General features: G+C 51.5%; 14 protein-coding genes and 1 other annotated feature. Of the genes, 9 read left to right on the top strand and 5 right to left on the bottom strand.

Annotated elements, in window-relative coordinates; genetic code table 11:
• The first annotated feature begins 42 nt into the window (after positions 1-42).
• Together sltY and trpR are read left to right on the top strand one after the other, a co-directional pair.
• On the top strand, positions 43-1,971 hold the full coding sequence (sltY, locus tag ETV65_RS13155) for a murein transglycosylase (protein ID WP_129953264.1): 1,929 nt from the start codon (positions 43-45) through the stop codon (positions 1,969-1,971).
• 56 nt (positions 1,972-2,027) lie between these two features.
• On the top strand, positions 2,028-2,363 hold the full coding sequence (gene trpR, locus ETV65_RS13150; RefSeq protein WP_129953263.1) for a trp operon repressor: 336 nt from the start codon (positions 2,028-2,030) through the stop codon (positions 2,361-2,363).
• A gap of 22 nt (positions 2,364-2,385) precedes the next feature.
• Here trpR and yjjX read toward each other — a convergent pair whose 3' ends face one another.
• Entirely contained in the window at positions 2,386-2,919 is a 534-nt protein-coding gene (yjjX, locus tag ETV65_RS13145; protein ID WP_047609789.1) for an inosine/xanthosine triphosphatase, read from the bottom strand.
• Between the two features lie 51 nt (positions 2,920-2,970).
• Between yjjX and gpmB the strand changes: the two genes are divergently transcribed.
• Complete coding sequence (gpmB, locus tag ETV65_RS13140) at positions 2,971-3,618, top strand: 2,3-diphosphoglycerate-dependent phosphoglycerate mutase GpmB (protein WP_129953262.1); 648 nt, start codon at positions 2,971-2,973, stop codon at positions 3,616-3,618.
• A gap of 12 nt (positions 3,619-3,630) precedes the next feature.
• On the opposite strand, the gene robA is transcribed toward gpmB, so the two are convergent.
• On the bottom strand, positions 3,631-4,494 hold the full coding sequence (gene robA, locus ETV65_RS13135; protein WP_129953261.1) for an MDR efflux pump AcrAB transcriptional activator RobA: 864 nt from the start codon (positions 4,492-4,494) through the stop codon (positions 3,631-3,633).
• A 208-nt stretch (positions 4,495-4,702) separates the two neighbouring features.
• On the opposite strand from robA, the gene creA reads away from it, so the two are divergent.
• Complete coding sequence (creA, locus tag ETV65_RS13130) at positions 4,703-5,185, top strand: protein CreA (RefSeq protein WP_129953260.1); 483 nt, start codon at positions 4,703-4,705, stop codon at positions 5,183-5,185.
• A 91-nt stretch (positions 5,186-5,276) separates the two neighbouring features.
• Here creA and arcA read toward each other — a convergent pair whose 3' ends face one another.
• Positions 5,277-5,993 (bottom strand): two-component system response regulator ArcA, encoded by a 717-nt coding sequence (arcA, locus tag ETV65_RS13125; RefSeq protein WP_013577079.1) that lies wholly within the window; start codon positions 5,991-5,993, stop codon positions 5,277-5,279.
• 665 nt (positions 5,994-6,658) lie between these two features.
• Between arcA and ETV65_RS13120 the strand changes: the two genes are divergently transcribed.
• The 5 genes from ETV65_RS13120 (at position 6,659) to thrC (ending at position 12,423) form a co-directional block, all read left to right on the top strand.
• Positions 6,659-7,345, top strand: coding sequence for a tRNA/rRNA methyltransferase (locus ETV65_RS13120; protein WP_129953259.1), 687 nt, complete (start codon positions 6,659-6,661; stop codon positions 7,343-7,345).
• A gap of 215 nt (positions 7,346-7,560) precedes the next feature.
• Complete coding sequence (gene thrL / locus ETV65_RS13115) at positions 7,561-7,629, top strand: thr operon leader peptide (protein WP_071823645.1); 69 nt, start codon at positions 7,561-7,563, stop codon at positions 7,627-7,629.
• Positions 7,568-7,684: a sequence feature (Thr leader region), on the top strand. Its footprint overlaps the gene before it by 62 nt.
• A 34-nt stretch (positions 7,685-7,718) precedes the next feature.
• Complete coding sequence (gene thrA, locus ETV65_RS13110) at positions 7,719-10,178, top strand: bifunctional aspartate kinase/homoserine dehydrogenase I (protein WP_129953258.1); 2,460 nt, start codon at positions 7,719-7,721, stop codon at positions 10,176-10,178.
• 1 nt (position 10,179) lies between these two features.
• Positions 10,180-11,109 (top strand): homoserine kinase, encoded by a 930-nt coding sequence (gene thrB, locus ETV65_RS13105; protein ID WP_129953257.1) that lies wholly within the window; start codon positions 10,180-10,182, stop codon positions 11,107-11,109.
• A 24-nt stretch (positions 11,110-11,133) separates the two neighbouring features.
• Positions 11,134-12,423: a threonine synthase gene (gene thrC, locus ETV65_RS13100; RefSeq protein WP_129953256.1), complete on the top strand. Its 1,290-nt coding sequence runs from the start codon at positions 11,134-11,136 to the stop codon at positions 12,421-12,423.
• A 67-nt stretch (positions 12,424-12,490) separates the two neighbouring features.
• Here thrC and yaaA read toward each other — a convergent pair whose 3' ends face one another.
• Positions 12,491-13,264, bottom strand: a complete 774-nt coding sequence (gene yaaA, locus ETV65_RS13095) for a peroxide stress protein YaaA (RefSeq protein ID WP_129953255.1) — start codon at positions 13,262-13,264, stop codon at positions 12,491-12,493.
• A gap of 112 nt (positions 13,265-13,376) precedes the next feature.
• A complete protein-coding gene (locus tag ETV65_RS13090) occupies positions 13,377-14,804 on the bottom strand; it encodes an alanine/glycine:cation symporter family protein (RefSeq protein WP_129953254.1) in 1,428 nt (475 codons plus the stop codon).
• Between the last annotated feature and the right edge of the window lie 199 nt (positions 14,805-15,003).

The raw sequence follows: 15,003 nt of genomic DNA, 5'->3' as shown, positions 1-15,003 counted from the left end.
ATGCAAAACAGTTCGGCACAACCCGTGAGGATAAAGGTAAGTATGGTCAAGGTGGACAAATGGCACTCTCTGGCGATGAGTGTGTTGCTGATAACAGTATCGGGCGTGGCGAAAGCTGACTCGCTGGACGCGCAACGCCAGCACTATATGCAGATTAAACAGGCGTGGGATAATAATCAGATGGATGTTGTCAGTGAGCTGATGCCAACGCTGAAAGATTATCCCCTTTATCCTTATCTGGAATACCGGCAACTGACGCAGGAGCTGGGCGATGCGACTCCGGCGCAGGTGAATGCCTTTGTGAAGGCTAATCCGACGTTGCCTCCGGCGCGTTCCCTGCCAGCACGTTTTGTAAACGAACTGGCGCGCCGTCAGGACTGGAACAGTTTGTTGTCTTTCAGCCCGCAGCCGCCGAAACCGGTTGCCGCCCGCTGTAACTACTATTATGCCAAATGGGCCACCGGCGATCAGAAAACGGCCTTTGATGGCGCAAAAGATATCTGGCTTACCGGCACTTCATTGCCGAACACCTGCGATAAGCTGTTTTCCGTCTGGCAGGGCGCAGGTAACCAGACCGCACTGACCACGCTACAACGCATCGGTCTGGCGATGAAAACCGGCAATACTAATCTGGTGAACTTCCTGGCAAAGCAATTACCGCCGGATTATCAGACTATGCGCGATGCGCTGCTGGATTTGCAAAATAACCCGAATACTCTTGAAAGTTTTGCGCGCAGCGTCGGGCCGACTGATTTTACCCGTAATGCCACCAGCGTTACGTTTGCGCGTATCGCCCGTGATGATGCTGAAAATGCCCGTTCGATGATCCCGGTTCTCGCGCGTCTGCAAAAGATGAGTGACAGTGAACGTCTGGATCTGGAAGAAGCCGTCGCCTGGCGCTATATGGGCAGCGACGCCACACCGGAACAGGCTGCATGGCGCGATAACGTCATTCTGCGCAGCCATTCCACCACACTGGTGGAGCGTCGCATTCGTATGGCGCTGGCCGCCGGCGATCGTCAGGGGCTGAGGCAGTGGCTGGATCGTCTGCCATCGGATGCGCTTCAGGAAGATGAATGGCAATACTGGCGTGCGTCAGTCATGATCGATAACGGTCAGCGCCCGCAGGGTGAGGCCATGCTGCGCACCTTAATGAAGGGACGCGGATTCTATCCGATGGCCGCAGCACAGAAGCTCAATGTGGCTTATCCGATGCAAATTTCTGTCGCGGTAAAACCGGATGCCAGTATTGCTAAATTGCCGGAAGTTGCCCGCGTCCGTGAGCTGATGTACTGGCAGATGGACAACCTGGCGCGGACCGAGTGGAGCTATCTGGTCAGCAGCCGCCCTGAATCTCAGCAGTCGGCACTGGCACGTTACGCTTTCGAGCAGAAATGGCCCGATCTCAGTGTACAGGCGACCATTACCGGCAAGCTGTGGGATTATCTGGAAGAGCGTTTCCCGCTGGCGTGGCCGGATGAATTCCGTCAGGCCACCAATGACAAAGGCATCACACAAAGCTACGCGATGGCGATTGCCCGTCAGGAAAGTGCGTGGAATCCGAAAGCCCGTTCACCGGTGGGAGCCGCCGGTCTGATGCAGGTGATGCCTGCCACCGCGCAACATACTGTGGACATGTTTGGCCTGCAGGGTTACAGCAATCCGGCACAGTTGCTGGATCCGCAAATGAATATCACGATTGGCACCCGCTATCTGGAATATGTCTATCAGATGTTTGGCCGCAACCGTATTTTATCCAGCGCCGCTTATAACGCCGGGCCTTCCCGTGTGAATACCTGGCTGGGCAACAGCGCGGGCAGGGTGGATTCGGTCGCGTTCATTGAGAGTATCCCTTTCTCTGAAACTCGCCGGTATGTTAAAAATGTGTTGGCATATGATGCGTTTTATCGCTATTTTTTACATCAACCGGCCAAGATTTTGACGGATGCCGAATGGCAGAGGCGTTACTGATCCCGAAGTGTTTATGATAAGCTGCTGTACTAGTTTAATAGTATGGCAGCCCGCTCATGACTCAACGATCCATCACTGACCCTGCTCTTTCCCAACAAGGTAATGAGGACTGGCAGTGCTTTCTGGCACTGCTACAGCAATCTTTTGCTGAAAATCTGCATCAGGATCTGCTGCAACTGCTTCTGACACCCGACGAGCGCGCCGCGCTGGGAACGCGGGTACGTATAATTCAGGAGCTGATGCGGGGGGAGATGAGTCAGCGTGAGCTGAAGAGCCAGCTGGGCGCCGGTATCGCCACGATAACCCGGGGATCGAATGGGTTAAAAACGGCACCGTCAGCGCTAAAGGATTGGTTGAGCGGGCAACTGCTTGAAGACAAAACGGGCGACTAAAGCGCCCGTATCAATCTTAAATTCAATGGGTCTGTGCGCGGGTTTGATAAACCGGATTATGGAAAGGTGCTAAAGCCAGCACCAGCGCCTGATGATAAACGCTGGTACGTGTCAGTTTTCCGGCGGTAAAAATGCCGATGGCGCCGCCTTTACGCTTCACTTCTGCAATGCCCGTCAGTTTTTCCATTTCATCTCCCAGTTCGCTGCCCTGGTTAATCCCCTGTAAAATGATTTCAGGTAACATTAAACTGGCTGAACGTGATTCGCCGCGCTGGTGCATATTCTCAATGACCATCCAGGCGAAGGTCATATTGTCTTCGATACCCGCTTCTACGCCGACCCAGAAGTCAGCTTCGGGACGAACCTGACGTGCGCCGATAACACGATGGCGCGCTCCGGTCCGGGTTTCATTACTGCCGATAGGTTGATTGGGTACGCCACTGTCGACGTCAACACCTTCAATGCGAAATGCCTCAGCGCCGAAAATATCTTCAAAAGCCATGGCGATCGCTTTGATTTTTGCCGGGTTAGTGGTTGCAGCGACAACATGATACATAGAGTTTTAGCATCCTTTAGCAAATTTCACGCAGTATAACGGAAAACACTCATGTTACAGGTATATCTCGTCCGTCATGGCGAAACAGAATGGAACGCCGCCCGCCGTATTCAGGGGCAGTCAGACAGTCCGCTGACGGCCAAAGGTCTTTATCAGGCCCGTCAGGTTGCTCAGCGCGTACGTAATGAAGGGATCACTCACGTTATCACCAGTGATTTAGGACGAACCCGCCACACGGCGCAGATTATTGCTGATGCCTGTGGGTGTGAAGTGATCGAGGAGCCCCGTTTGCGCGAACTGCATATGGGCGTGCTGGAAGAACGTATTCTGGATGGCCTGACGGAGCAGGAAGAAACATGGCGTAAGCAAATGGTCGATGGTTCACCAAAAGGGCGTATCCCCGAAGGTGAAACGATGACTGAACTGGCCGTGCGTATGCGTGCCGCGCTTGACAGCTGTCTGGATTTACCGGCGGGAAGCAAGCCGCTGCTGGTCAGCCACGGTATTGCGCTGGGCTGTCTGATCAGTACGATCCTCGGATTGCCGGCGTATGCGGAACGTCGCCTGCGTCTGCGTAACTGTTCATTGTCGCGTGTCGATCATCAGCAAAGCGCATGGCTGGCAAATGGCTGGATTGTGGAAACGGCGGGCGATGTATCACATCTTGATCTGCCCGCGCTAGACGAGTTGCAACGCTAACGCCGGGAGGCGTTAGCGGCGGATTGGGATCAGGTAATCACACCGTATTTCAGTTGGCTCGGTGCCTGGATCACGGCCATTGGTGTAAAAGCGTTCGATATCCTGTCCCTTTCTGCGAGTCAGTTTCAACGTTGGCAGACAGGTGCTGTACAACGTCAGAATAAACTCCTGCAGATGCTCCGGTGTGCCATCGTAGTGGAACATGGCATATTCACCGTGCTGTAACACAATCGGCTGACCTTCAACGTTTTCAGGCAGGTGCTGAGCTTCCAGCGCTGTTGTGTACAAGACTTCCTGCTCATCATCTTTCTCCTGGCTTGGACGAGAATGGTGCAGGCCATAAAGAATAGGTGGCAGCGTTTTCGCTTCGCCAATATATTGACGCCAGAAATGTCGACGCATCTCGTTGCGGTACGTGGTGATTTGCTCCAGCGTACATGAATAGCTTTGCGTCATGCCGATCAGATGCTGTTCCGGCAGGGAGATATATTCGGGTTGCGGCAGTGTGAATGCACCCAGGCGGATAGGCGGGCAAATACCAAATGAATGCCAGTCTTCAGCACGACGATACAGTGCTGGCGTCTGTGCGAACTGTTTTTTGAAAGCCCGGGTAAACGTTTGTTGAGAGTCAAAACGGTACTGAAGGGCGATATCTAAAATCGGGCGACTGGTGAGGCGCAAAGCAACAGCCGCTTTCGACAGACGGCGGGCACGAATATAAGCGCCAATGGCATTATTAGTGACGTCTTTAAACATGCGCTGCAGGTGCCACTTGGAATAGCCGGCCTTGGCTGCGACGTTGTCGAGTGACAAGGGCTGGTCTAAATGGGTTTCTAACCAGCTAAGAAGGTCACGAATGATTCCTGCTTGATCCATAGATCGTCCTCGTTGAACTAAGATAGATGCACAGAATGATGGGCGGCATAATAGCAACTTTTTCCCGATAAGACTTCTTAAGAATTTTTTGGCTATCTGTGCTATTCACAGGTGTTACAGAGTATTTCCTTCAAAAAGTGTGAATGCACGCTTTCTGATTAGGGTTTCTTTAGAAAACAACGTCATGCTAATGATGTGGAGTAACTTAATGAATAAATGTTGGATTTTTGTGTTTGGGATGTTTGTTTTTTGTTCCGGAGCAGCACACGCAGAGCAAGTAGGATCGGTGGATACAGTCTTCAAGTTATTCGGTCCGGACCATAAAATTGTGGTTGAGGCCTTTGATGATCCTGATATTAAAAATGTAACTTGTTATATCAGCCGTGCCAAAACCGGCGGAATTAAGGGCGGACTCGGTCTGGCCGAAGATACGTCCGATGCGGCGATTTCCTGCCAGCAGGTAGGACCTATTGATCTCAGCGATAAGATTAAGCAGGGGAAAGACAAAGGCACCGTGGTTTTCCAGAAACGGACTTCTCTGGTGTTTAAAAAGCTTCAGGTTGTGCGTTTTTATGATGACAAACGCAATGCGCTTATCTACCTGAGCTATTCCGATAAAGTCGTGGACGGGTCACCGAAAAACGCACTCAGTGCGGTGCCGATCATTCCGTGGGGACACAGTGAACCCTGAGTTTCAGTGGGGATCCCAATCAAAAGGCCAGCTTTCGCTGGCCTTTAACGTTTTATCACATTGACTACAGAGCGGTTGGCAACCTTCTGTATCAGTCTTCCAGGTCACCGCAGAAACGGTAGCCTTCACCATGGATGGTGGCGATGATTTCCGGCGTATCCGGCGTTGCTTCGAAATGCTTACGAATGCGGCGGATCGTCACGTCAACAGTACGGTCATGAGGTTTCAGCTCGCGGCCGGTCATTTTCTTCAGCAAGTCGCCACGGGTCTGGATTTTGCCTGGGTTTTCACAGAAATGCAGCATGGCGCGGAATTCACTGCGCGGTAATTTGTACTGTTCGCCCTGCGGGCTAATCAGTGAACGGCTGTTAATATCGAGTTCCCAGCCATTGAATTTGTAGCTTTCAACCAGACGACGTTCTTCACCGGTAGTACCCAGGTTCATCGTACGGGACAGCAGATTGCGTGCGCGGATGGTCAGTTCACGCGGGTTGAATGGCTTGGTGATGTAGTCATCAGCGCCGATTTCCAGACCCAAAATTTTATCTACTTCGTTGTCGCGGCCGGTCAGGAACATCAAAGCAACGCTGGCTTGTTCGCGCAGTTCGCGTGCCAGCAGCAGGCCATTTTTGCCTGGCAGGTTGATGTCCATGATAACCAGATTGATGTCATTTTCGGAGAGAATGTGGTGCATTTCAGCGCCATCATTGGCTTCATGAACCATGTAGCCTTCTGCTTCAAAAATGCTCTTTAACGTATTACGTGTCACTAACTCGTCTTCGACGATCAGAATGTGAGGGGTCTGCATGATTGCTACCTAAGATTGCCAACAAATAGAAAATAGGAGTACAGAAGTCCTTGTTATCCCAATGAATTTTGATGCCTTATTGGCCATCTCACTCGTTACATGACTAAAGTACGTAAACGCGTTCTCGATGCAATTTCCATCAACGGCAACAACATCGCAAGCTCGGTCAGGGATTCCACTTTCTGCAGTTCCACGGGGTCCTAAAGCGGCGCATATCCTAACCCTATTAACAGCAATATAACAGCCAGTGCCGAAATTACCACCCAACAAAATTACGGTTTGTTGACATATATCAAGTTCAATTGTAGCACGGTAACAGAACAGTGAAAAACACTTACAAGAATGCACGCTTGAGTCACATTTCGCCCTTTATTGTACACGATTCAGCAAATGATGAAGAAACAAAGATAAATGCAAAATCTGTATGTATCCTTATTATATATCCATATGAAAAATAATGACTAATTTTTTAACTTCGTATGCTTATCCTGACCAGCCGCTTTTTTACCTGTCGATTAAGCTTTTCCGATAAAATAAAGGAATATATCAAGTCGGCTGTTAAGTTCTTGTGAAGAATATAAACGATGAATAGATCTGAAACAGGGTAAAATTTCATCGCTGAAATACAGGCGACAAATTGTTCTCTCTTCCTACAAAGGCGTGATATGCAACTTCATATTATTTTAGTGTCACCGGCCCGCCCGGAAAATGTCGGTGCGGCAGCCCGCGCAATGAAAACCATGGGCTTTGCTTCCTTGCGTATTGTAGACAGTGGCGCACATCTGCAGCCTGAAGCCGGCTGGGTGGCGCATGGCTCGCAGGAAATCCTGCAAAATGCGCTGCATTTCAGCACGCTGGCAGAAGCGCTGGCCGACATCGATTTTACGGTGGCGACGACGGCCCGCAGCCGGGCCAAATTTCACTATTACTGTACACCTCAGGAATTACAGGGGCAGCTTGAAGAGAAAAGCCAGTGGGTGAATCATGCCGCGTTGGTGTTTGGCCGTGAGGATTCCGGGCTGACCAATGAAGAACTGGAACTGGCTGACGTGCTGACCGGCGTACCGATGGTAGCGGATTATCCTTCGCTGAATCTGGGGCAGGCAGTCATGGTGTTCTGTTATCAGCTCTCTTCGCTGAATCAGATAACGTCCGTGAAACCAGCACATGCCGAAGCCGGACAGTTATCGGCATTGCGTGCGCGGGTCGGACGTTTACTGGAAAATGTCGGGGCAGAAGATGACCAGAAATTGTCCGACTGGCTGCATCAGCGCCTCGGTCTTTTGCAACAGCGCGATGCGGCAATGTTGCATACATTGCTGCATGACATCGAAAAAAAGCTGACCCAATGATGTGAGGTGAATCCTTGCCGCTACAGTTCTATATCCGGTGCAACGAGAACAGAGTTATCGATCACACTGGAAATGGTTTTAAAGGCAGAGAATTATCCATTTGATTCTGTCCGTGATTAACCGGACGAAAACAGAAAAAAATTGACTTATTGTGCCTTATGCTTTAGCTAATAGAGGCAGACAGAGTACAAACCAAAGACAGACAGAAAATAAAAATGCGAATCATCAGCCTGAACACAACAATTATTACCACCACCGATACCACAGGTAACGGGGCGGGCTGACGCGTACAGGAAAAAGAAAAAAAGCCCGCACCTAACCAGTGCGGGCTTTTTTTTTACATTTAAACGAGAGCTTCAGGAGAGAACCAGAAATGCGAGTGTTGAAATTTGGCGGGACCTCGGTAGCAAACGCAGAACGCTTCATGCGGGTTGCGGAAATTATGGAAAGCAATGCGCGTCAGGGACAGGTCGCGACGGTATTATCCGCGCCTGCCAAAATCACCAACTATCTGGTCGCTATGATTGAACGGACTGTCGCAGGGCAGGACATTCAGACCATCATGAGTGATGCGGAAAACATTTTTGGTCAGCTGATCACCGGTCTGGCGGCAGTGCAGCCGGGCTTTGATTTGCCGAAAGTGAAAGCGTTTGTCGATCAGGAATTCGCTCAGCTTAAACAGTTGATGCACGGTATTACGCTGCTGGGACAATGCCCGGACAGCGTAAATGCCTCCATCATTTGTCGTGGCGAGAAGCTCTCAATCGCCATTATGGAAGCAGTGTTTGTTGCCAAAGGCTTTGGCGTCACTGTCATTAACCCGGTCGAAAAACTGCTCGCTCAGGGGCATTACCTCGAATCAACCGTGGACATCAATGAATCCACCCGCCGTATCGCCGCCAGCGCTATTCCAGCCGGTCATATCGTGCTGATGGCCGGTTTCACTGCCGGTAACGAGCAGGGCGAGCTGGTGGTGCTGGGACGTAACGGTTCCGATTATTCAGCTGCCGTGCTGGCCGCCTGTTTACGCGCTGACTGCTGTGAAATCTGGACAGATGTTGACGGTGTGTATACCTGTGACCCGCGCACTGTCCCGGATGCCCGCTTACTGAAATCAATGTCTTATCAGGAAGCGATGGAGCTGTCGTACTTTGGTGCGAAAGTGCTTCACCCGCGTACCATCTTACCCATTGCTCAGTTCCAGATCCCCTGCCTGATTAAAAACACCACCAACCCCCAGGCACCGGGCACTCTGATTGGCAGCGAAAGCCTGGATGATAATACACCGGTGAAAGGCATCACCAATCTCAACAACATGGCAATGATCAACGTTTCCGGTCCGGGGATGAAAGGGATGATCGGCATGGCAGCACGCGTGTTTGCTGTGATGTCCCGTTCGGGTATTTCCGTGGTGCTGATCACCCAGTCTTCTTCCGAATACAGCATCAGCTTCTGTGTGCCGCAGAGCGAGCTGGAGCGCGCCCGTAAAGCGCTGGAAGATGAGTTTTATCTCGAGCTGAAAGACGGTCTGCTTGAGCCGCTGGATGTGATGGAAAAACTGGCGGTCATTTCGGTAGTCGGTGACGGCATGCGTACCCTGCGCGGCATCTCGGCGAAATTCTTCTCGGCACTGGCGCGCGCTAATATCAATATCGTGGCCATCGCCCAGGGTTCTTCCGAGCGCTCCATCTCCGTTGTGGTCAATAACGACGATGCGACCACCGGCGTACGGGTCAGTCACCAGATGCTGTTCAACACAGATCAGGTCATTGAAGTTTTCCTGATCGGCGTCGGCGGTGTGGGCGGGGCGTTGATTGAACAGATCCGCCGTCAGCAGGCGTGGCTGAAAACCAAACACATCGATCTGCGTGTTTGCGGTATCGCTAACTCCCGCGCATTGCTGACCAACGTGCACGGTATTGCGCTGGAAACCTGGCGTGATGAGCTGGGTGCAGCGAAAGAGTCGCTGAATCTTGGCCGTCTGATCCGTCTGGTGAAAGAGTACCACCTGCTGAATCCGGTGATTGTGGACTGCACTTCCAGTCAGGAAGTGGCTGATCAGTACGCCGATTTCCTGGCTGACGGCTTCCACGTTGTAACGCCGAATAAAAAAGCCAATACCTCATCAATGAATTATTACTATCAGTTGCGTAAGGCGGCGGATGGTTCACGCCGTAAATTTCTCTACGACACCAATGTCGGCGCAGGTTTGCCGGTAATTGAAAACCTGCAAAACCTGCTGAACGCAGGGGATGAGCTGGTGCGTTTCACCGGTATTTTATCCGGCTCGCTGTCATATATCTTCGGCAAACTGGATGAAGGCATGTCATTGTCTGCTGCGACCTTGCAGGCGCGGGATATGGGCTATACCGAACCGGATCCGCGCGACGATCTTTCCGGTATGGACGTCGCCCGTAAGTTGCTGATTCTGGCGCGTGAAGCCGGTTACAAACTGGAACTGACGGATATCGATGTGGAATCTGTTTTACCACCGTCCTTCAATTCAGAAGGCAATGTGAATGAATTTGTGGCGCGACTGCCGGAACTGGATGCCGAATTTGCGCAGCGTGTTGCGCAGGCCACCGCCGCAGGTAAAGTATTGCGCTATGTTGGTGCTATCGAAGACGGGCAGTGCAAAGTAAAAATCGATGCTGTCGATGGCAATGACCCGCTTTATAAAGTAAAAAATGGGGAGAATGCGCTGGCGTTTTACAGCCGCTATTATCAGCCGTTGCCGTTAGTTCTGCGTGGCTACGGTGCGGGTAATGATGTGACGGCGGCAGGTGTGTTTGCCGATCTTTTGAGAACGCTGTCATGGAAGTTAGGAGTTTAATATGGTTAAGGTGTATGCCCCGGCTTCAATCGGGAACGTCAGCGTAGGCTTCGATGTGTTGGGCGCGGCCGTTTCTCCTGTGGATGGCACGCTGCTGGGGGACTGTGTTTCCGTTGAGCCAGCCACCGTCTTCAGTCTGAAAAACGAAGGCAAGTTTGTGTCTAAACTGCCGGATCGTATGGAAGACAACATTGTTTATCAGTGCTGGCAGCGTTTCTGTCAGGAAATCGGCAAGCAAGTGCCGGTGGCGATGACGCTGGAAAAAAACATGCCGATCGGCTCAGGTCTGGGTTCCAGCGCCTGTTCTGTGGTTGCCGGTCTGATGGCGATGAACGAGTTTTGTGGTAAGCCGCTTAATGAAAACCAGATGCTGTTGCTGATGGGTGAGCTTGAAGGGCGTATTTCCGGTAGCGTGCATTTCGATAATGTCGCGCCATGCTATTTAGGCGGCATTCAGCTGATGCTGGAAGAACTCGATATCATCAGCCAGCCTGTGCCAGGTTTTGACGACTGGCTGTGGGTGATGGCGTATCCGGGCATCAAAGTTTCAACGGCCGAAGCGCGTGCCATTTTACCCGCGCAGTATCGTCGTCAGGATTGCATCAGCCACGGACGTTATCTGGCGGGCTTTATCCATGCCTGTCACACTCAGCAACCCGCACTGGCTGCAAAGCTGATGAAAGATGTGATTGCTGAGCCTTACCGTACCCGTCTGCTGCCAGGTTTTGCCCAGGCGCGCAGCGCCTCAGAAGAAATTGGTGCGCTGGCTTGCGGGATTTCCGGCTCAGGCCCGACGCTGTTTGCGGTGTGCAATGACAGCGCGACAGCGAAACGTATGGCTGACTGGTTGCAGACGCATTATCTGCAAAATGACGAAGGCTTTGTTCATATTTGTCGTCTTGATACCGCGGGCGCGCGGGTATTGGGATAACTCGATAATTTATTGGGATAACTAATGAAACTGTACAACCTGAAGGATCATAACGAGCAGGTCAGCTTTGCTCAGGCCGTCAAACAAGGCCTTGGAAAACAGCAGGGATTATTCTTTCCGCTGGAACTGCCGGAGTTTGAACTGACGGAAATCGACCGTTTGCTGGAACTGGATTTCGTCACCCGCAGTAGCCGCATTCTTTCTGCTTTCATCGGCGATGAAATTCCGGAAGAAGAATTATATCAGCGTGTGAAAAACGCGTTTGCTTTCCCGGCACCTGTCGTCAACGTGGAAGAAGACATTGCCTGTCTGGAACTTTTCCACGGCCCGACCCTGGCTTTTAAAGATTTCGGCGGCCGCTTTATGGCGCAAATCCTGACTCAGGTATCGGGCGATCAGCCGGTGACCATTCTGACTGCGACGTCCGGTGATACCGGTGCGGCAGTGGCGCATGCCTTCCACGGCCTGAAAAATGTGCGTGTGGTGATTCTGTACCCGCGCGGCAAAATCAGTCCGTTGCAGGAAAAACTGTTCTGCACCCTCGGTGGCAACATTCATACCGTCGCCATCGACGGTGACTTTGATGCCTGTCAGGCGCTGGTGAAACAGGCATTTGATGATGAAGAGCTGAAATTTGCGCTGAAACTGAATTCGGCGAACTCTATCAACATCAGCCGTCTGCTGGCACAGATTTGTTATTACTTTGAAGCCGTTGCCCAACTGCCTCAGGAAGCGCGCAATCAGTTGGTGGTTTCCGTGCCAAGCGGTAACTTTGGTGATCTGACAGCCGGTTTGCTGGCGAAATCTCTCGGCCTGCCGGTGAAACGCTTTATCGCTGCGACCAACGCCAATGACACAGTGCCGCGTTTTCTGTCTAACGGTGAATGGGAACCGAAGAAAACCGTTGCGACGCTGTCGAACGCGATGGATGTCAGCCAGCCCAACAACTGGCCGCGCGTGGAAGAGCTGTATCGTCGTAAAACCTGGCAACTGAAAGATCTGGGTTTTGGCACAGTCAGCGATGACACCACCGAAGATGCGATGCGCGAGCTGGCCAATATCGGTTATATCTCGGAACCTCACGCGGCAATTGCTTACCGCGTACTGCGCGATCAGCTGCAGCCGGGTGAATTTGGCCTGTTCATCGGGACGGCGCATCCGGCAAAATTCAAGGAAAGCGTGGAAGCGATCCTGGATCAGGATATCGGTTTGCCGAAAGAACTGGCGGATCGCGCTGACCTGCCATTGTTGTCGCACAATCTGCCGGCTGATTTCAGCGAAATGCGCGCATTCCTGATGGCATTACCTGAATAAATAGCCTGCTTCTGACATGTAAAAGCCCTCTCCGCGAGGGCTTTTTTATATAGGCAGATCAAAAGGATCAGCGTTCTGGGCGGGTAAAGACCAGTTCATTACCTTGCGAACGTGATTCATCAAACCCGTAACCTTCCAGATTGAAATCCTGAAGCTGTTTCGGCTTATCAAGGCGTTCTTTGATGATAAACCGGCTCATCAGGCCGCGCGCTTTTTTGGCATAGAAGCTGATGACTTTATATTTGCCGTTTTTCTCGTCGAGGAATACCGGCTTGATAATTTCGCCATCCAGCAGTTTAGGTTTCACGGCTTTGAAGTATTCATCGGATGCCAGATTCACCAGCACCTGGCTTTTTTGTTCGCTGAGTAAGTGGTTGAGTTTTTCAGTCAGTAAATCTCCCCAGAAGGCGTACAGATTAGCGCCCTGTGGGTTTTCCAGCCGGATACCCATTTCCAGCCGGTAAGGCATCATCAGATCCAGCGGGCGCAGCAGGCCATATAAGCCGGACAACATCCGCAGATGTTTCTGAGCAAAATCAAAATCTTTCTCACTGAAATCTTCTGCCTGCAGGCCCGTATAAACATCACCTTTAAAGGCCAGCAAAGCCTGACGCGCATTTTCCGGTGTGAAATCCGGCTGCCAGTCATTGAAACGTTCTGCGTTGAGATGGGCCAGTTTATCGCTGATCCCCATCAGTGAAGAGATTTGCGCCGGGGACATTTTACGTGCCACGGTGATCAGCTGGCTGGATTTATCCAGCAACTCCGGTTGAGTGTAGCGCGTTGTCGCAAGCGGGCTTTCGTAATCGAGCGTTTTGGCAGGTGAAATAATGGTTAACATAGTCTCGTCCGTTGGTCAGTGACGGTTCACATTCAGGAATCTTTGTGGCCTCACTGTAGCAAAAAAGCCACGGCGATGGAGGCATGATATCGATAGGTAAAAGCAGACAACGTCAGCGCGGAGGCATTTTTTTATCCCAGACACCAGGCTGGATCTGGCCGCGTAATTCAGGGTAATGATCAGGGTTAAACACCGGTATTTTCCCCATACGTCGCTGACGTTCATAATCTTTCACCACGCTGACCGCAATTCCCGAGAGCAGCAGCAATGCGGTGAGATTGAGTATTGCCATCAATGCCATAAAGATATCAGCCAGCTTCCATAACAACTGAATTTCCAGCAGACATCCGCAGAACACCATGGCGATGACCAGTAACCTGAAAATCATTAATTTCAGGGGTGAAGAACGGTGAAAAAAATTCAGATTGTTTTCGGCATAGGCATAGTTTCCGGCAATCGACGTAAATGCAAAAGAGAAGACCAGTATGGCCAGAACCACATGGCTCCAGCTTCCGGTCACCGGCATAATCGATTGTTGTATCAGCCGGATACCGGTTGCAGCGTCAGGTTGATCAAGGGTTCCTGACGTCAGGATGATCAGCGCAGTGGCAGTACAAATCACCATGGTATCGATAAAGACTGCAAACATCTGACTGAATCCCGCCATGGCCGGATGGCTGACGCCGGCCATCGCCGCTGCATTGGGCGAAGAACCGACACCGGCCTCGCTGGCAAAAGCGCCGCGCTGCATTCCCTGTGTGATGGCCTGTGTTATGCCATATGCCAGTGCGCCGGATGCCGCCTGCTGTATGCCAAAGGCGCTTTTGAATACCAGCACCAGCACCTGGGGCAATCTTTCAACTTGATGACCAATGACCCAGATGGCCAGCAACAGATACGCGAAGGCCATCATCGGCATCAGCCATTTTGTAAGCCCGGTTATTGCCCGTATACCGCCGAAGATCAGTATTGCGATCAGTGCGGATAAAATGCAGGCGGTGACCAGTGCCGGTATATGCAGAAGGTGAAAAGAGGCCTGCGCAATGGAATTAGCCTGTAAGGCACTGAAAATAAAGCCACAGGAAATCACCATCAGTGAAGAAAACAGGACACCCATCCAGCGCATTCCCAACCCTTTTTCCATGTAATCCGCCGGACCACCACGAAATTTCCCCTGAGCTGCATTGCCTTTGTAAACCTGCGCCAGCGTGTTTTCTATCATTGCCGTCGCCATGTTGAAAACCGCAATTATCCACATCCAGAAGATTGCGCCGGGGCCGCCCAGCGTAATGGCGATGGCGACACCGGTGAGATTGCCGGTACCAATACGCGATGCAAGGCTCAGACACAGCGACTGCCACGGGGAAATACCTCTCGCGGTGTGTTTTTGTTTATAAAGTGTGGAGGAGAAAAGGTGGCCAAAATGACGGAACTGAATAAAGCCAAGCCGGAACGTGAGGTAAATGCCGGTGCCGCACAGCAGGTAAATCAGGATCGAACTCCAGAGAATTGTGTCGAAAAAATCCAGCAGGTCGTTCATGAATTGTCCTTGGTTGATTCGCCCTTCATCGTTTTTATTTGTTTGCTTGCGGGCAATGACCACTTTGGGTGGCTAACATACCTTTTTTATCGAATGGGTGACATAGGCATTTTGACTGACTTTGCGTGTTTTGGAAGGTGAAAAATCACGTGATGCTCGTAGCCGAGCATGCCGTGATATGCGCCTTGCGCCTGGCTTT

The sequence above is a fragment of the Rahnella sp. RFA10(1/100) genome (assembly GCF_004195115.1).
In the GTDB taxonomy this organism is placed as follows: Bacteria; Pseudomonadota; Gammaproteobacteria; order Enterobacterales; family Enterobacteriaceae; genus Rahnella; species Rahnella perminowiae.
Note: the sequence above shows the minus strand (reverse complement) of the source record. Positions and strands in the feature narration are given on the sequence as shown.